Here is a 17,315-nt window from a genome sequence, read left to right as displayed (position 1 = left end):
AGAGCTGGTAAGTTTTGTTGGGTAACGCTGGCGCTCTTATCCAACCTATGATTTTTTAAGGGTTTCAGGATTTTGGATAGTCTTTGAGGGAAAGACGTTTTCAGATTTGATTGCGTGTGCCGGTTAAGGAATTGTCTACTGCCAGAGGTGGTCGTGTTTGGACTTTAAAATGCGATCGCTCGTTTTTCCCCAAGCCGCAAGTGTTGATACAGCAAGGAGTAGCCAACTACATCGGCTAAAAAACAACACAGAAATAGCATCAGGGTAGAAAGTCGGCTAAGAGAGTGACACAACAACGATTGTGGGCTATGCGAAAGTTTTTTATTTTAAGTAAGTACCGCAACGAGAACACGCTGATCGCTCAATCTGAGCGATTTAGGCGTAAATCGAGCAAATATTGAAAATAAAGAGCGAAAGTCATGCAAAAAGACCTTAACTACCCAATGATGGCGATTGTTAACGATTTAGATGCTCTGATGACCGAAATAGATGAAAATCCACAACTCTCTTCATGGGTCGTTCGTCTGGTACTCAAATCAATTAAAGAAAAAGCCAAGAGAATGGCTACCGAGACAGCGCCTCAATCAATTTATTTGAATCAGCCTCCTTATCTCGATGCTTTTGCCAACTCATCCACACTCAACACCTCACAAATCAAAGTATTACGGCAGCTACGGTAGATTGTAGACGGCGTGCGATCGCATCGCATCTGTCATTCACCCGGCTTTTCTAGCTGCAAAGGCACGTAATACTCGGAAGATATTAGAAAAATCATCTGTCCACAGAGGCGCTGATTTTGTTTCCGGGATGGGTTGCCAGCGCGAGTCACTGACGAGATTGCCCAAATCTTTTTGATTACGAGCAAATAGCACCCAGTGAGAAGGAGATTTCCCGATTTCCCGCTCAGATTCAGAAATATCTGCTTCTCTCTGCCTCAATGTAGACAATCCTAAATCCTGAGCTAAAGCGCCCAAAACCGGCTCAAGATTCAGGAATCGATTAGAAATGTTAATGACAATTAACCCTTCTTTAGCTAACTTACTCAAGTAAAGCTGAATGGCTTCTTTCGTTATTAGGTGGATGGGGACTGAATCCGAGCTGAAAGCATCCATGAAAATCAGGTCATAGCGATTATCTGGAACTTCAGTAAATCGCAACCGAGCATCCCCTAAAACTACAGATAATGGCGCTTTTGAATTCTGTAAAAAGGTGAAGTAACGAGTGTCACGAGCTAACCTTTCAATAGTCGGATCGATTTCATAAAAAGTCCATTGTTGCCCCAATTCTGAGTACGCAGCTAGCGTCCCAATTCCCAACCCTAGCACCGCAACATTTTTTGGAGGTTTTGTTTGATTCAAAGAGCTAAATAATTGCCCAATGGGACCAGTAGGATAAAAATAAGTTAAAGGTTCATTGTGCCGTTTTGGGTCGAGACTTTGTTTCCCATGCAGGATCGTTCCATGCAAAAGACTATGATAGCTGCCGCGCCTATCATCTAAAACCCGATAGACGCCAAAAAAGCTGCGTTCGGTATCGAGAATACCACCGAGAGTTCCTATCGAAAACTGGCTAATTAAAACAACCAAAACTAAGCCTAAACCAAACCAGATTGGATGTAGCTTGAAGGCGTAAAAAATGCCAGCTAGGATGCTAAAACCGATAAGGTCGCCTATCAGGTTATTCGTAAAATTCTTGCCAGTAAAACCAACCAGCAAAGTGCCGATTAAAAGACCTAAACTGATGGGAAAAGTTAAACGTCGCTGTAGGTTAGATAGGGGATCGTCTGCCTCCTTAGAAGTTTGCATAAGGAGGAGACAAAGTACCATAATCAGAGGATACTCCAGGACAGATTGAAATAAAAGCGGAGCCGCGATTGCATTAAATAATCCGCCGAGGACACCCCCGACAGAAATCCACAGATAAAAATTAGTGAGATACTGCGTACTGGGACGACTTCGAGCTAATTTTCCATGAAAAACACAAGCCGCCACAAAAAATCCTGCCAAATGTAAGGGAAATAATACCCATATTGGCTGCATCACCTGAATTAAAAATAAAATTATTAGTATAGTCAACCATAAAGGTAAAATTGCCACTAAAACTTTATGAGGCAAAAGTGGTTTACGGGCAAAAGTTAAAATAAATGTTAATAGATAAATCGCTAAAGGAATTGCCCACAAAAGCGGAATTGCTGCAATGTCTGTCGTTAGATAAGTGGTAACTCCTAGAAGTAAACTAGAGGGTAAAAATGATAGTAATACCCATTGTGCTTTCTGTCGAATCGTGGGAGTTTCTTCTGTAAGCGCGGATTTGTTGCCTACATTGGCGTCCCCAGAAGCATTTTGAATAAACCCGGCGTTACCCGCTTGTAAACTGTTGAATTTTTCAGGCGATCGCCATAGGCATACTGCACATCCTAGAGTGAGCAAAACCAATAATCCGTAACCGATTGTCCATAGCCAACTTTGGTGTGTCAGCGAAAAATTTGGTTCAATTAAGATGGGGTAGCTGAGAACCCCTAACATACTGCCCAGGTTACTCGCAGTATAGAGGAAATAAGGATCGGAACTCGCTGGGTGTCCTGTCTCAGCAAACCACTTTTGCACTAAAGGCGCACTGGTAGCAACCACAAAAAAGGGAAATCCGACACAAAAAAGCAGCAAAACTAACAGCCAAGGGATAGGATTGGCATCATGAGGAGGAATCCAATTCTTAGCAGGAGTAACGGGTAAAAAGGCTATTGGTAATAGCAGAAAAATAGTGTGAATAACAGCTTGGTGGCGAACCCCAAACCAACTCGTTGTGATGTGGGAATAGCCATAACCTAGTAATAAAATTACTTGGAAAAAGAATAGGCAAGTGTTCCATACTGATGGAGATCCGCCTAATAAAGGCAGAATCATCTTGGCAATCATCAATTGTACCCAGAAAAGGAGGAAAGCACTAACAAAAAGGGTGAAAGAAAAAAGAATAATCAAAAGCACTGCTCCTTTGGTAGATAGCTGAGGCTTACATTAATTATATTTGCAACAGCCCACAATGCAATTCAGTTTGTATAGCTAATTAAAAAAATCCAGTTTTTATTCTATTAATTCGTTTAATCTTGACTTATTTTTTTTAATGTATACTTATGTCAAATTCAGCTTCCATTTTTGGCCGATTTCCCACTTTTTCTCAAAGGTAAAATCAGTCAATTCGTTGTGATTTTGCACCAACTCATAACTGATGCAGATATCGTCTTGGCGCGTCGGTTCAACTAGCGATCGCGCTCTATCCCTTCATCCCTCACTGCGCGCATCCCTCAAGCCTTCTAGGAAGCCGCGTTGAGCGTGCGATCGCATATTCTCCTCGCTCAACTCCATCAAGCACACCAATTCATGTCCTTTGTAATATTCTGGATTCCGTTCTAAAAAGTAGCGCACATCTGGTTTATGCTGAAATCCTTCTTTAATCTCTGCCCAGCTTCCTCGCAAATGCCCTAGCGACGAGGGAAAGCGAATTAACCCACTCGCAGGATCGTAGTCATCTCCAAATTTTGTCTGAGCTAGGTAATCCATCAACGCCTGATAATTTACTGGCGTTGGATATCGCCAAGTCGGATAAAAACGTTGGGCAAATACCGACAAGTAGCGATACGTCCGGTATCCCTTAACAATTAGAAACCAATATAAAGGTTGCTCCATTGCTTCGCCTTTAATCTTCCCAGCCAGACGACACCACGCCAATGGCAGGGTTTGTTCTCCCCAATATTGATGATGGATAATCGTATCGCCGGAGAAAATAGCACGTTTCGGCTTTCCTTCAAATTCAAACGAAAGAATCGCCAGTGTGGAAAAACCTTGAAGTTTTTCCTCTTCATTCCACAGCAGGATTACATAATCTTTGTTACTCAAATCCTGTTGAAAAATTTCCCAACTGCTGCCATCGTAATACTGGGTATATAAGTCATACATCAAGCGGATTAGGTACGTTTGGATTTTTGGTTTAGGGACAACTTCAGCTTTTAAACGGTTCATAGAGTCAGAAAATAGCCAATATAAACTGCTGGATTGTCAGTCCATCATAACAGTCCAATTTCTGAGTAGGGTCTAAAAAGGCTGGCTACCATGTAAACGCTTCCTAAAGCTGTCAGAACAGGGGTCAGCTAAATTAAGTCAAGTAACTTTTAATCAAAAATATCCAATCTGGGATTTTAAAGTTAGCGATCGCTGTCTGCTCAAGCCGGATTTCAATTTTTACTGCGATTGCCCATCATCGCGGGTAGAGAGTGAATGACGCAACAAATACCAAAACACAGCTAAATTTACCAAAAAAACTGCTAGCTTTAGTAGCGATATTCTGCGGAATAGCTCAAAAATTTCAGGTGGAATACTAATCCCTACCAGTACCAAAACTAATATTTTTGCCCAACCTTTTTGATACCAAAGACCGATTCCCTCAATCGCAGTTAAAATCGCGTATAGTCCAACAGCTATGCTGGTAAACTGCAAAGTTTTAGGGTTAAAATTTAAAATCTTGTCCAGAGTCCATTTAATAATGTCTAATTTACCTTCTAAAGCACAAGATTCTGAAAAATCAACCAAAAGCTGATGTTCTTTGACTGTTAATCCTAAAGCGATCGCAATCACCGCAAGCAGTAAAGCACTGAAGATTTTGTAAATAACGATTGCCACTAAACCCGGTGGGCGCTTAGTAATATTTTTCACATGAATTACCCGTGATTTTGGTGAATGAGTCAGCCGCTTCTGGAACACCCGAACAATTAGGCACTCGCTTACGTTTGATCGTATGCGGGCGAGTGGGGCAAAGCTGCTCCTTTGAGAGGTATTCCAAAAAGTAGATATCTCCTCTCCAGCCCCAAGAATTTTCATTAGAGTGCAACATCAACGTCACAAGCACGTCACATGAGATGTCTAAATTAAGAGATGTAGAGATGTTAAACAAAGCATCTATACAGGCAAATTTACATAGCGTTTTCACGCGGACGCACTTGGTAAACCAGCGGATAACAGAGCTGTCTTCACCAGAGCCAAGCGTACAGAATTTTAACTTCCTTGTCGCAGGTGTCAACAATGAAAAGCAAACAGCAAGATAGCGATTATAATTCCAGGCAACCCAACCAGAAAGGATTTGACGCTTCGGCACCTAAACCCTGGCAAAAGGCAGCCACCTATGTATCGCTGGTGCTGCTGGGAGCTGGTGTCACCTTCTCAGGCGGCTATCTGGGGTCAAATACCCTGCTGTCCTCCAAGGAGTCTACTTCTAAAGTGTCTCTAACCCCAGGAGTTGCGGTTGCTCAGGCACAACTACCACTTAGCACAGACACTAACTTTGTTACAGAAGTTGTGGACAAGGTGGGACCAGCAGTGGTGCGGATTAATTCTTCCCGCACGGTGACACAACAACTCCCTGACGCTTTCAATGACCCCCTCTTCCGCAGGTTCTTTGGCGCTGAGTTACCGACTGGCCCACAAGAGCGAGTGGAACGGGGTACGGGATCGGGCTTTATTATCAATACGGATGGTCAAATTCTCACCAATGCCCATGTAGTCGCTGGTGCCGACACTGTAAACGTCATTCTCAAGGATGGGCGCACCTTTACAGGTAAGGTGATGGGTACAGATCCGGTAACAGATGTCGCCATCGTTAAAATTCAGGCGGATAATCTGCCGACGGTGCGTTTGGGTGATTCAGATCGGCTGAGACCTGGGGAATGGGCGATCGCTATCGGTAACCCCTTGGGTCTAGATAATACCGTCACAACAGGGATTATCAGTGCCACCGGACGCTCTAGCTCTCAAGTCGGCGTTCCCGATAAGCGGGTAAACTTTATCCAAACAGATGCCGCGATTAATCCGGGTAACTCAGGCGGGCCACTGCTGAACGCCAAAGGTGAAGTGGTTGGGATGAATACAGCGATTATCCGGGGTGCCCAAGGATTAGGCTTTGCGATTCCTATCAATACCGCTCAACGCATTGGCAATCAGCTGGCGACGACTGGCAACGTGCAACATCCTTATCTGGGCATCCAGATGGTGAAACTCACGCCTGAAGTCAAACAGCAAATCAATGAAGATTCCAACAGTCGCGTGAATATCAATGCGGATCGCGGCATTCTTGTCGTCAGAGTCATGCGAAACTCCCCCGCTGCCAATGCAGGGTTACGCACGGGAGATGTTATCCAAAAAATCAACGGTCAATTGGTCACAGACACAGACACAGTACAACAGCAAGTAGAAAGGAGCCAGGTGGGCAGTAGTTTACAGATGGAGGTGCTTCGGAATGGGCAAACGATTAACCTACCTGTAACCACTGCGGCTCTCCCAACCCAGAGCGAGTAGTGTGTTAATAGCTTTCTCAATCAGTCAGTAAGACAAGGTTTCTGAGGATGGGTATTTTGCCCATCCTTTTTGTATGTATTATCAGATTCCATAAGGGAATGGCGCAAATACGCCCCTAGATCGGGAATGGGAGGTTAATAAATTCACGATCTTTCAAGTCTCCTCAACTCAGAAAATTATCCAACCCTAAGCACTACCTACTAGCAAGGTAGTGCTTAGGGGTTGATGAAGCAGGAAATGAACGCTCAAAAAGCGGTAGATGAGTCAAACTAAAGAGGCTAGGTGCTTTCAGGAAGAGAGATGGTGACAATTGTTGTGGGTTTCAATGTGCTGCTCTCGCTGATGCTGTTGTATGTTGCCTGGAAAATCCGAAAACTGCGATCGCGTCTGGCAAAAATTACAAAGATTGTACTCGCGGCCGAACGGAATACTTATAAAGTGTTACGGGGTGCCCCCAAAACTCTTTCTAAAGGTCAGCTTGGGGTTAATCGGCTCACAGAGCGATATCAGCAACTCGATCCTCAACTACAACGGGTGCAAAAAATTTTGGCATTGTTCGGTTTGGGACAAAAACTGTGGCTGCGGAATAAGCCAAAGTCGATAGGAATAACGCAGCGCTTCTGGCGCAGAAGTTGAAACTACCCAAACCACTGCTGTTAAGATAAGGGCGATTTTCTTTTTCCGAAGGTACTCGTATTGTTGCCTGTACCAACGACGGATTAAGGAAAACTGCCTAAAATTGGAATTAAGACATAGAGACTAGAAAATGTCAAACAACCGTGCTGGATCATTTATTGGTGGTCTGCTGCTAGGCAGCGCTCTTGGAACCATTACCGGATTATTGGTTGCCCCTCGTACAGGCCGAGACACGCGGCGGCTGTTAAAAAAATCTGCCGATGCCCTACCAGAATTAGCCGAAGACCTATCGACCAGCGTGCAACTGCAAGCTGACCGCCTCTCAGAATCAGCACTGCGAAACTGGGATGAAACGCTTTTGAGATTAAAACAGGCGCTCGCTGCTGGAATTGAAGCCTCTGCACGCGAACAAGAAGCACTCAAACAAATCATGGATGAAGAAGTCCAGGCTGATGCACGCCCCCTTGTAACCACAGACGATAGGCGATCGCAAGAGTGACTGAACCCTTATTTTGGTTAGGATTGTCGGTTTTACTGGTGGCGGTTAGCTTAGCTGCCGTCTTAGTATCGCTGCTGCCAGCGGTACAAGAATTAGCGCGGGCAGCTCGCAGCGTAGAAAAGTTAGCAGATACGCTAAACCGAGAAATGCCCCCCACACTAGAATCAATTCGCCTGACGGGTTTGGAAATTAGTGACTTGACAGATGATGTCAATGAAGGCGTCAAGAGCGCCAGTCAAGTTGTTAAACAAGTCGATCAAAGCATTAGCGGTGCTAAGAAGCAGGCTCAAAACGTGCAAGTTGGCACCCGCAGCGTCTTTGCCGGTGTGAAAGCTGCTTGGAAAACTTTCAAGCGTCCTACGGGAGGGCGCAGGTCAATCGATCGTTTGCCACCAGGGCAAAGAAATGGTTTTGAGCCTCGTGGATACGGTGATTCTTATCAAGACACTGAAAATGCCTCCACTTCTCATAAAAATTATCAGGAGTGGGAGTCGTCAGACTCAGAAGATTATTAATACAGATGCCGTTGAGAATACCAGCTATGAGAAAGAATCAGGGAAACTCAGAACCGACCGATTCTGCAACTGACTTGCTACTAGAGGATCGTTCATCAAACCGCAGACGAAACACCCAATACAACGGTGTTTTTGCCCTGATTTTGATCAACCTAGTTATCTTTATTGCTGACCATATTCTCAGCCTCAATCTTCAAGGTTTATATCTCAATCATGCCCGCCCAGCCTTTTATCAGTTCTTCACGGCGATGTTTTGTCATGCCAGCTGGGCGCACTTGTCGGGAAATCTATTTTTTCTTTATATCTTTGGTCGCCTAGTTGAGGAAGAGGAAGGGATCTTCGGGGTGGTCGCTTCCTACATCATCTGCGGACTGGGCGCTAGTCTGATGAGTTGGCTTTTCCAGCATGGGCCAATCTATTCTTTAGGGGCTTCGGGAGCCGTCTTTGGCTTATTCGCGGTCAGCGTGTTGATTAAGTTGAGCTGGAATTGGCGCAAAGTCTTGGAAGTCCTGATTTTGGGTCAGTTTGTGATTGAGCGAGTGTTCTTTGAATTTCAACAAACTGGGATTCAAGACGGGGTAGACCATTTTGCTCACTTAGGAGGCGCTGTTGTAGGAGTAGCGCTGATTATGGGTTTGATGCGGCTTGACCCCACCCGGTTTCGGAAAACTTAGTTAGTGCAGTAGACATCGCACTAGACATCGCACCAGAGCAGCACAAGAGTCAGGGGTGATTCCATGCAACATCAAAGCTGGCATGGAATCACCCCTTTTTTCTCCTCCCTCTCCCCTTTTCCCTAAGCCCTCAGTCCTTATCCTTAGTCCTTTTCCCTCTCCCCTCCTGAATAGATACCCCTAGAGACTCCTTGTATTAAAATATGGTAAACAAGTGTAAAGAAATATTAGTTTACCTAACCCATTCGCTTTTAAAGAAACCGAACTGCCAATGAAGCCTCTTCCTAAACAACGAATTGTGGCATCTTTAGTCGCATTTTTCCTGGCTTTGTCCATTTGGGCGATCGCTCCCGTTGCTCACGCCTATAACAATCCCGACTTACTGCCGGAGACTCCTACCCCGATCATTGACTTAGCCAAAGCCTTGACAAATATTCAGGAAGAGGGATTGGTCAAAAACATAGAGAGTTTTGAAGCAGAAACAGGTTGGAAGCTGCGGGTATTAACTCAATACGACCGCACCCCTGGTCTTGCCTTAAAAGATTATTGGAGCTTGGATAATAAAAGCGTGTTGCTGGTTGCCGACCAACGCGGCGGTAATATTCTCAACTTTAATGTAGGCGATGACGCTTATAAACTCATGCCCCGAACCTTCTGGATTGAGTTGCAAACGCGCTTCGGCAATCTCTACTTCGTGCGCGAAAATGGCGAAGACCAAGCCATCATTCAATCATTAGAAACCATTCAAACCTGTCTGCGTCAGGGAGGTTGCCGGGTTGTACCCGGACTGCCCAGAGAACAGTGGATTCTCACTCTAATTACCTCCATTGTGGGCGGAATTATCTGCGGCTTTGCCGCTGTACCCCGCAAAGAGGGACAAATTTTTGCATGGCAGTGGGCTTTAATATTCTCTCCCTTGTGGGGAATTCTATTCATTGCTTTTGGTCTCGGCCCCGTTGTCACTCGCACCTCGGAGTGGTTGCCCCTGTTTCGCAACTTCGCCGGTTTTTTCATCGGTGCTTTAGTCGCTTACCTATCACCAATGATCGTTCAGTCTTCGGCTCCGGAAACTTGAAAAAATCCGTCAGTGGCTAGAATATTTCCAGGCTTTGCCAGAGAATGAGGGCAAGAGGCAAGAGGCATCCCCTCACACCTCTTGCCCGGAAAAAGCTGATATCGCAATCCTATTTGATTTGTCAGATATTTTTTAACGAATTGCTTAACATACCTGCATACAGCAAGAAGATTTCATAACATCTTTCTATCTTCTTTCTCTTCCTTTATTTCTTTGTCGTTTAATAACACTCTTTTGGTTTTCAAAAATCATTTCGGACTGCTAGCTGGTAAGCTGATAGCTAAAAGCTGAAAGCGAATCGCTATGGAATGGCACGTAACGGATGCCCAAAGTTTGGCAATCATTGACCGAGAAATTGGCGACCACATCTTCTCACCAGCGGAATTTGAGATTGTGCGTCGAGTCATTTACGCAACCGCTGACTTTGAATATCGGTCTTTAATTCGCTTTTCTGAGCGGGCACTCCAAGCTGGCGCAGCTGCTTTGGCAGCCCGTAGTACCATCGTGGTAGATGTGCCAATGGTGCAAGTCGGCATTAGCCCCACGATCCAAAGTACTTTTGCTAATCCGGTGTATTGCAGTATGGAAGCCCTAACGCGGCCCCAAAAAGACAAAAGCCGCGCTGCCTGGGGAATTGAAACCCTCGCTAGACGCTATCCAGAAGGAATTTTTGTGGTAGGTCAGGCTCAGACGGCTCTCATTTCCCTGGTCGAGCTAATTGAGGCAGAAGAAATTCGACCAGCATTGGTGATTGGCACGCCTTCGGGATTTGTGGATGTGGATGTTGCCAAGGAACGGCTGAATGATTCGCTAGTTTCTCACATCCGAATTGATGGACGTAAAGGTAGTGCGGTGGTAGCAGCGGCGATTGTCAATGGTTTAGTTGACTTAGCATGGCAAGCTTATGGGCAGGATACGAATGGTGTCGGCTAAGGGCAGGGAGGCGGGCATTAGCCATTAGCCGGTTCTCGATTCAAGGGCGACGCGATCGCCTACGCTTAGGAGTACGGTCTTCAGGATAGGAAACATCGTCATTGTCTCCTAACTGACGGCTGACATCCTCAAAAAAGTCTCGCCGCAGATAAGGATAGTCACTCACCCAGAGATTCTGACTGGGAATATAAATGTCTGTCACCTTGGCAATCCGACCCAAGTCTTTTTGATTGGACAGCACGACCATCTCAGCAACTTGACCGGGTTTAACTGCTTTATGGATGCGGCGAAGCGGTACTTGCATCTGGGTCGTAAATCCGGTTTCATCCCCAACTTCGATGTTCAACCGACGCTCTCGATTTTCAACAATCACTAGTTGCCCGCGATTGTTGACGGTTTGCTCTTCGCCAATCAACTCTTCAGAAACAAAGATATCCACGACTTCACCCCGCCAGAATCCACTGTAGGCGTAGCGGCGATAAGAAGCATTCCGGAGACTCGCCCAATAGACGGGTGCCCACAACCAGTAAAGACCCGCAATGATTCCCAGAAAAAAGGTGATCGCGCTCAGATCCTCGCCCAGCAAAAACTTGCCGACGAGTAAAACCACCACCACAGCTACTACAGAAATTAGCAATCGCTTTAAAAAGTCTGGGAACTTGCCCCAGCAGTACGCATACTGCGGGCCAGTGGCAATCTGGGGAATCAAGTCTTCAAATTTCTTGCGCGTTAATGGGACTAACATATTGTTCAAAAGCGAATTGCTAATTGAAGGATGGCTAATTGTTTAAGAGCAATCCTTCGCTCCTTCGATTAGGGATTAGCCACTTATAGTATCTTTTCTAACCCATAGACTAGGGATTTGAGCTGGATAACTTTGCGGATGGCGAGAAGAACACCAGGCATATAGCAAGACCTATCTGAAGTATCGTGGCGTAGGGTATAAATTTGACCCGGTGCCCCAAACATCACTTCTTGATGAGCGATGAGACCGGGTAGGCGAACGCTGTGGATGCGAATCCCCTCATCGGCTTGGCTACCTCTAGCACCGGGTAGTTTTTCAGTTTCTTTTACCGTCGGTGGATTGTAGGTTTTACCCAGTTCGCCTAACATCTGGGCAGTTTGAAGGGCGGTACCGCTAGGAGCGTCGGCTTTTTGGTTGTGGTGTAACTCGATAATTTCAACGTGGTCAAAGTATTGGGACGCCTGGACAGCTGCCTGCTGTAGTAACACCATGCCAATGGAAAAGTTGGGGATAATCAGGGCACCCGTGCTGGCTTTGTCGGCAAATTCAGCAAGCTCTTGGATTTGCTGCGGGCTAAGTCCAGTTGTGCCAACCACAGGTCGGATGCCGTAAGCGATCGCAGTCCGCACATTTTCATAAACTGAGTCAGGATGAGTAAAATCAACCATAACGCCCTGTTGTTTTTCCTGGGTCGCTAGCACCAGCATCCCTTGTAAGTCACTGACAATGGGAACTTCTAAGGGTTCGCAACCCGCCACTTCTCCAACGTCTTGACCCTGGTATTCCAAAGAGCGATCGATTGCCCCCAGCAAAGTCATATCGTCTGCTTGAGCAACGGCTTTGACGACTTCGCGACCCATTTTTCCAGCCGCACCGTTGACGACAACGGGAATCGGATACTGTTGATTTGCCATGATTTAAGAATACCCTTCTCGACAAGCGCATTCTAGACCAAGAAGGGCTTCCCACGATAACTGAATTATGCGATCGCGTGCAAGAAGATATTCTTTGTAATTTCTCTTTCTGTCGCAAACACTGCTCGCTAGAACGGCTGAGGATATACCAGTGGCTTTCTCTAGCTTTAAGTCATAAAACTTATTGAAACTAATTTTCAATAAGCTATACTCCAAAGTAGAACATCTTTCTGTTTAAAAGTTTCAAATTTAGTTTATTCAGCGGTTATAAAACAATGCCATTCCCTAACAATTCGGCTACTTACGATCTAAGAAGTTTTGGCAATAAAGCTGATGCCACCTCCGCAAAAATAGAGAACAGATTGGATGAGGCTGACGCCGCCTCTGTCGATTCGCCACTCTTCTGTAACCTCGACAAAAACGGGTCAGCAGAGGATTCCACTCTTAATAATCAAAACCTCCCGCTTACGGAGAGTAGCGTCCCGACCTATTTTGAAGATGAAGACCCGGAACGCACGCCAGAACGATGGTGGAAGAGACGGCAATGCCAAGGATTGACCGGATTTTCTTAAATGAGTTCTAGGCAGAGTAGGGGTGTACATCTTGTACATCTGGTGTACACCCCTGGAAAATACTACCAGCCCCAGGTTCCTGGCTCACCTTTGAACGGGCCAACAATATCGCTGGTGATCCAACCGCCGTAGAAACCTCCAGGTTGCGGCTGCACTTGTTCTCCATCGACCGAACAAACATCCATCATCTGGGGATAGAAAGCGAGATAGTTCTTGATGCTGGCGAAGTTTGGTGTGGGATTGGGATAACCCCAAGCGGCATTCGGTGCCTGTTTGTCACTGACAACGACTGTGTAGTAGAAAGCGCCTCCCTTCCATTCACAAAACGATTCCTGAAAAGTTCGCACTAGATATTCCATTTTGATATCTAGGGGAGGAATGTAGTAGACAGGCGGGTGACTGGTTTCTAGTACGCGCTTTGCCCGCTGAGTATCAACAATTGTGACGCCGTTGAAGACGATCTGGATGTGCTTGGATGATTCCTCAAGACGCGGGGGACGAGGGTAATCCCAGACTGACTCTTGACCGGGTTCGGGTGCAATGCGATCGCGTTTCATGCTGGCTTCTTCTGTTGTAGAATCACACTCGCTATTTTAGATGTGCCGCGCTGTCGCTTTGCTGATTGTTGTAGCTAGCGCTAAGAAACGCGCGAAGCCGTGTATAGGAGCATACAAAAAGAGCGATCGCTCTACGAGAAATTTTTGCTGAATCTGACTTCTAGTACAGGCACCTGAAAAGCTGTGCAAGGAATAATGAAGCTTAGGGAGCCATTCTCAGGGTGCTTACTTTGACAATAACTACCAGACAAAAGCGGTGGATATACCAATACAGTTTGGGTTAGATACCCAAAAACCCAAAACTCTAGGGGAGGTATCCCTAAACACAATACGGTCTGCTTTTCCGGATCGGGAGATCCTGCAACCTTCTGGAAAACATTGCTATAAGCCAATTTCCCTCCTTTGCATAAGGGCGGAGAAATTTTCCCCTTAGAAACTTGGCTTGGGGCAATCAAATATGTTGCATTGAAAAAATTAACCGAACCATAGTGGGTGGATGTGTTTGATTCCTTAACCCTTAGTATTAGTGTTTTTTTTATCGCTGCTGCGGTCATTGCCGTTGTAGGAACGATGATGGCAAGCACAGCGGATCGTCTAGCGGATGAAACGGGTCTTGGAGAAGCACTGATGGGTGCCTTGTTCCTCGGCGGTAGCACCTCATTAGCAGGCATTGTTACCTCTGTCACCGCCGCTGCCGGAGGTCACGCCGAACTTGCCATCAGTAGTGCTTTAGGAGGGATTGCTGCCCAAACAGCATTTCTTAGCATTGCCGATCTTGCCTATGGGAAAGCCAACCTGACACACGCAGCTGCCTCCGTGCCAAATCTGATGCAGGCAACACTTCTGGTTGCTTTATTAGCAATTCCTCTGATGGCAATGTCTGGGCCAGATGTCAGTGTTTTTGGGATTCATCCCGCCTCGTTCGTAATCCCAGCGGCTTATATTTTTGGCTTACGTTTGGCGGCAGAGGCTCAAACTACGCCCATGTGGTGGCCTCGGCGGACTGCGGAAACGCAAATTGACGAACCGGAGGCAGAGAAGTCCGATGATACTAGATTGACCGTGTTGTGGTTAAGGTTCGCTGTACTGGCGGCACTGCTTGCTGGTGCCGGTTATTTTGTGGCAGAAGCTGGAATCTCGCTCTCTATGCACAGCGGTCTTTCCGAAACGATGGTAGGAGGGCTTTTTACCGCTTTGTCAACTGCCCTACCGGAACTGGTAACAACCATCGCGGCGGTGCGACGAGGGGCGCTGACGCTTGCGGTGAGTGGCGTTATTGGGGGAAATAGCTTCGATGTAATGCTGGTGGCGTTCTCTGACTTTGCTTATCGGCAGGGTTCGATTTATCATGCTTTGGCACAGCCTCAGATTTTTGCGATCGCGTTGACGATCCTGATGACCGTCATTCTAGTTTTGGGCTTGTTGCGGCGGGAAACACATGGAATTGGAAATATTAGCTTCGAGAGTTTTCTGATTCTGCTCCTATACTTAAGTGGGTTTTCGCTGCTGTTTTTTGGGAGTTGAGCAATTATCACTGAGGTTGGCTTTGTTAAAAAAGAAACAAAAGCTTTGAGTGTATTCAAAATAATTAATTCAAAATTCAAACGTGATTTATCGCTCTATCTTTAAAGATTTTTACCGATTACCGATTCCCCGACTTTCTCCTGTTTGATATCAAGCTGCCACTTTTCGTTTTGTGATTTTATCTAGATGCGGCAAAAAATTGCTTTTTATTTAGAAGACATTGAAACACCAACAGGAAAAGCGTTCAACTTCCTAATTACAGGAATGATTTTGCTGTCTTCAGCAATTTTTGTTATTGAAACCTATCCACTTCCAAATTACATCCGAATTAATCTTAATACTATAGACTATGCAATTTTCCTACTTTTTGCATGGGAATATTTGCTTCGTTTATGGTGTGCTGACAATAAAGTTCAATATATATTAAGTGTTTATTCAGTTATAGATTTAGTAGCAATATTGCCATTTTTATTAGGAGTGGTAGACATCAGCTTTATCCGGGTATTTCGATGGTTTAGGATTTTGCGATTTCTTCGATTTATAGAAGGTAAAAGATTGTTTGGTCGCACCATCAATGAAGATGGAGAGATTTCAGCTCGAATACTATTTACTTTATTAGCAATCATATTTGTTTATTCCGGCTTGATTTATCAAGTTGAGCATCCAGTAAATCCTCAAGTGTTCGCTACTTTTTTGGATGCTGTATATTTCTCTATTGTCACAATGACAACAGTTGGATTTGGCGATGTAACACCAATTTCACAAGGAGGTCGCTTGATGACAGTCTTGATGATTTTGACCGGAATTGCTCTGATTCCTTGGCAATTGGGCGACTTGATCAAGCGATTGGTTAAAACAGCTAATCAGGTGGAAACCCTTTGCCCGACTTGCAATTTATCATCCCATGATACAGATGCTCGATTTTGCAAAATTTGTGGAACTAAGCTGGAAAAATTAGCGGATAGCTAGTGGCGAAGGAAAGCGATCGCGCGTTTTACCTATTCCTTACAAGCTACGGGACTGCATCAGGGAAAAGGTTAGCCGAATAGCAGTAGAAGATGTAGCGGTGAAGAATCAGGATGATAGCTACGGTGGCGGGTGAGATTTTTATCTGTTAACTTAGCGAAGTCAAGTGTTAGGCCCTCGCCCAATCTTTTAGCACAAGGCTGCAACCATTGAAACACTCAATGTCGCTGCTTTTGAGCCATCACCAAAACAAGGAGGACTGCCAATGGATATGTTGCTGCACAACCCAATTGGGGATATGTATGGGCCGCATTTTCTATTGTTTTACGCCTGTGTTATCGTGACAACGTTGCTAGTATGTTGGCGGAGCGTGCAAGATCCAAGTACAAACCAATCTCTGCCGTTAATTCCTGCCGAACCCGACCCTTACGAAATTGCTTTTTTGCGCGGCGGAGAATTTGAACTAACGAAGCTAGTAGTCTTCGAGTTAATCCAGCGCGGTTACTTACAAGTTAACGGACAGTACCTTAAGCAAGCGTCAGAACATCCGGACTTGGGTCAATTGAAGCCGATAGAACGCGAAGTGTTTGATTGGTGTTCTTCTTCGCAAAAAGCAAGCGAAATGAAATCATCTTGGTCATTACCCGCTAGCTTGATACAGAAATATACAGTTTACAAACAGCATCTGCAAAATGAACAATTGCTGTATGCAGACGAGTGGAAAGCCTGGAATATAAATATTGGCTTAATTGGAGCTACGCTCATCTTTAGCTTAGGTAGCTATAAGCTTCTGGTAGCCTTAGCAAAAGGACGCCATAACGTGGGTCTTCTCCTTATCATGGGCGTTTTCTCAATCATCATAGTGCTTTGGTTGATTAGCCAGCCGCCACGCTTGAGCGATCGCGGGCAAAGATATCTGAGACGACTTCAAGGAACCTTCGCTCAGCTAAAGCAGAAGGCAACAGCGAGTCTTCCTTATGAACTCAACTACAACTTGCTGGTAGCAGTTTTTGGCGTGGAGGCGCTTGCTAGAACTCCCTACTTCTACTATCAAGAAGCATTTCTTCCAGAATTGTCTAATTCTTCATCGGGTCGAGGCTCTAATAATAGGCATAATAGACAAAAAATTTCATCCAGTAGCTCCAGTAGTAGTTCGTGTAATAGTTCCAGTGGTAGTTCGTGTAGTAGTTCGTGTAGTAGTTCTGGTGGTAGTTCGTGTAGTAGTTCGTGTAGTAGTTCGTGTAGTAGTTCTGGTGGTAGTTCGTGTAGTAGTTCGTGTAGTAGTTCGTGTAGTAGTTCTGGTGGTAGTTCCTGCGGCAGTAGTTGCGGTGGCGGATGTGGTGGGTGTGGAGGAGGATAGCCAG

The 17,315-nt window shown here is 45.4% G+C and carries 18 protein-coding genes; 12 read left to right on the top strand and 6 right to left on the bottom strand.

Annotated features, from left to right (window positions below; all coding sequences use genetic code 11):
- The first annotated feature begins 419 nt into the window (after positions 1–419).
- Complete coding sequence (locus NDI33_RS19200) at positions 420–680, top strand: hypothetical protein (protein ID WP_190413006.1); 261 nt, start codon at positions 420–422, stop codon at positions 678–680.
- A gap of 36 nt (positions 681–716) precedes the next feature.
- Here NDI33_RS19200 and NDI33_RS19195 read toward each other — a convergent pair whose 3' ends face one another.
- From NDI33_RS19195 to NDI33_RS19185, 3 genes are all read right to left on the bottom strand, one after another.
- Complete coding sequence (locus tag NDI33_RS19195) at positions 717–2,978, bottom strand: fused MFS/spermidine synthase (RefSeq protein ID WP_190675138.1); 2,262 nt, start codon at positions 2,976–2,978, stop codon at positions 717–719.
- A gap of 300 nt (positions 2,979–3,278) precedes the next feature.
- Positions 3,279–4,016 (bottom strand): hypothetical protein, encoded by a 738-nt coding sequence (locus NDI33_RS19190; protein ID WP_190429733.1) that lies wholly within the window; start codon positions 4,014–4,016, stop codon positions 3,279–3,281.
- A 219-nt stretch (positions 4,017–4,235) separates the two neighbouring features.
- The gene (locus NDI33_RS19185; RefSeq protein ID WP_347275882.1) at positions 4,236–4,697 is read right to left on the bottom strand and encodes a DUF2127 domain-containing protein; all 462 of its coding nucleotides are present in this window, start codon (positions 4,695–4,697) and stop codon (positions 4,236–4,238) included.
- 375 nt (positions 4,698–5,072) lie between these two features.
- On the opposite strand from NDI33_RS19185, the gene NDI33_RS19180 reads away from it, so the two are divergent.
- From NDI33_RS19180 to NDI33_RS19150, 7 genes are all read left to right on the top strand, one after another.
- Complete coding sequence (locus NDI33_RS19180; RefSeq protein WP_190413012.1) at positions 5,073–6,341, top strand: HhoA/HhoB/HtrA family serine endopeptidase; 1,269 nt, start codon at positions 5,073–5,075, stop codon at positions 6,339–6,341.
- Positions 6,342–6,641: 300 nt separating this feature from the next.
- Positions 6,642–6,977, top strand: a complete 336-nt coding sequence (locus NDI33_RS19175) for a hypothetical protein (RefSeq protein ID WP_190438529.1) — start codon at positions 6,642–6,644, stop codon at positions 6,975–6,977.
- 130 nt (positions 6,978–7,107) lie between these two features.
- The gene (locus tag NDI33_RS19170; protein ID WP_190675134.1) at positions 7,108–7,476 is read left to right on the top strand and encodes a YtxH domain-containing protein; all 369 of its coding nucleotides are present in this window, start codon (positions 7,108–7,110) and stop codon (positions 7,474–7,476) included.
- Positions 7,473–7,991: a DUF948 domain-containing protein gene (locus NDI33_RS19165; RefSeq protein ID WP_190413015.1), complete on the top strand. Its 519-nt coding sequence runs from the start codon at positions 7,473–7,475 to the stop codon at positions 7,989–7,991. The genes NDI33_RS19170 and NDI33_RS19165 overlap by 4 nt, the downstream gene beginning before the upstream one ends.
- A gap of 26 nt (positions 7,992–8,017) precedes the next feature.
- Positions 8,018–8,665, top strand: a complete 648-nt coding sequence (locus tag NDI33_RS19160; protein WP_190413016.1) for a rhomboid family intramembrane serine protease — start codon at positions 8,018–8,020, stop codon at positions 8,663–8,665.
- A 271-nt stretch (positions 8,666–8,936) separates the two neighbouring features.
- Positions 8,937–9,740 carry a TPM domain-containing protein gene (locus tag NDI33_RS19155; protein WP_190413017.1) on the top strand — a complete coding sequence of 268 codons (804 nt, stop codon included), beginning with the start codon at positions 8,937–8,939 and terminating at the stop codon, positions 9,738–9,740.
- Between the two features lie 303 nt (positions 9,741–10,043).
- Positions 10,044–10,673 (top strand): precorrin-8X methylmutase, encoded by a 630-nt coding sequence (locus NDI33_RS19150; protein ID WP_190413018.1) that lies wholly within the window; start codon positions 10,044–10,046, stop codon positions 10,671–10,673.
- Positions 10,674–10,713: 40 nt separating this feature from the next.
- Here NDI33_RS19150 and NDI33_RS19145 read toward each other — a convergent pair whose 3' ends face one another.
- Together NDI33_RS19145 and dapB are read right to left on the bottom strand one after the other, a co-directional pair.
- Entirely contained in the window at positions 10,714–11,418 is a 705-nt protein-coding gene (locus tag NDI33_RS19145; RefSeq protein ID WP_190413019.1) for a phosphate ABC transporter permease, read from the bottom strand.
- An 83-nt stretch (positions 11,419–11,501) separates the two neighbouring features.
- Positions 11,502–12,332 (bottom strand): 4-hydroxy-tetrahydrodipicolinate reductase, encoded by an 831-nt coding sequence (dapB, locus tag NDI33_RS19140; RefSeq protein WP_190413020.1) that lies wholly within the window; start codon positions 12,330–12,332, stop codon positions 11,502–11,504.
- 275 nt (positions 12,333–12,607) lie between these two features.
- On the opposite strand from dapB, the gene NDI33_RS19135 reads away from it, so the two are divergent.
- Positions 12,608–12,904, top strand: coding sequence for a hypothetical protein (locus NDI33_RS19135; protein ID WP_190675133.1), 297 nt, complete (start codon positions 12,608–12,610; stop codon positions 12,902–12,904).
- Between the two features lie 62 nt (positions 12,905–12,966).
- Here the strand turns inward: NDI33_RS19135 and NDI33_RS19130 are convergent, their stop codons facing one another.
- Positions 12,967–13,461 carry a DUF427 domain-containing protein gene (locus NDI33_RS19130; RefSeq protein ID WP_190675131.1) on the bottom strand — a complete coding sequence of 165 codons (495 nt, stop codon included), beginning with the start codon at positions 13,459–13,461 and terminating at the stop codon, positions 12,967–12,969.
- A 498-nt stretch (positions 13,462–13,959) separates the two neighbouring features.
- Between NDI33_RS19130 and NDI33_RS19125 the strand changes: the two genes are divergently transcribed.
- From NDI33_RS19125 to NDI33_RS19115, 3 genes are all read left to right on the top strand, one after another.
- Complete coding sequence (locus tag NDI33_RS19125) at positions 13,960–14,985, top strand: sodium:calcium antiporter (protein WP_190675129.1); 1,026 nt, start codon at positions 13,960–13,962, stop codon at positions 14,983–14,985.
- A 186-nt stretch (positions 14,986–15,171) separates the two neighbouring features.
- Entirely contained in the window at positions 15,172–15,954 is a 783-nt protein-coding gene (locus NDI33_RS19120; protein ID WP_190675127.1) for an ion transporter, read from the top strand.
- Between the two features lie 262 nt (positions 15,955–16,216).
- Positions 16,217–17,311, top strand: coding sequence for a TIGR04222 domain-containing membrane protein (locus tag NDI33_RS19115; protein WP_190675125.1), 1,095 nt, complete (start codon positions 16,217–16,219; stop codon positions 17,309–17,311).
- Positions 17,312–17,315: the final 4 nt, after the last annotated feature.

The sequence above is a fragment of the Trichocoleus sp. DQ-A1 genome (assembly GCF_039961955.1).
GTDB lineage: Bacteria > Cyanobacteriota > Cyanobacteriia > Cyanobacteriales > FACHB-T130 > FACHB-T130.
Note: the sequence above shows the minus strand (reverse complement) of the source record. Positions and strands in the feature narration are given on the sequence as shown.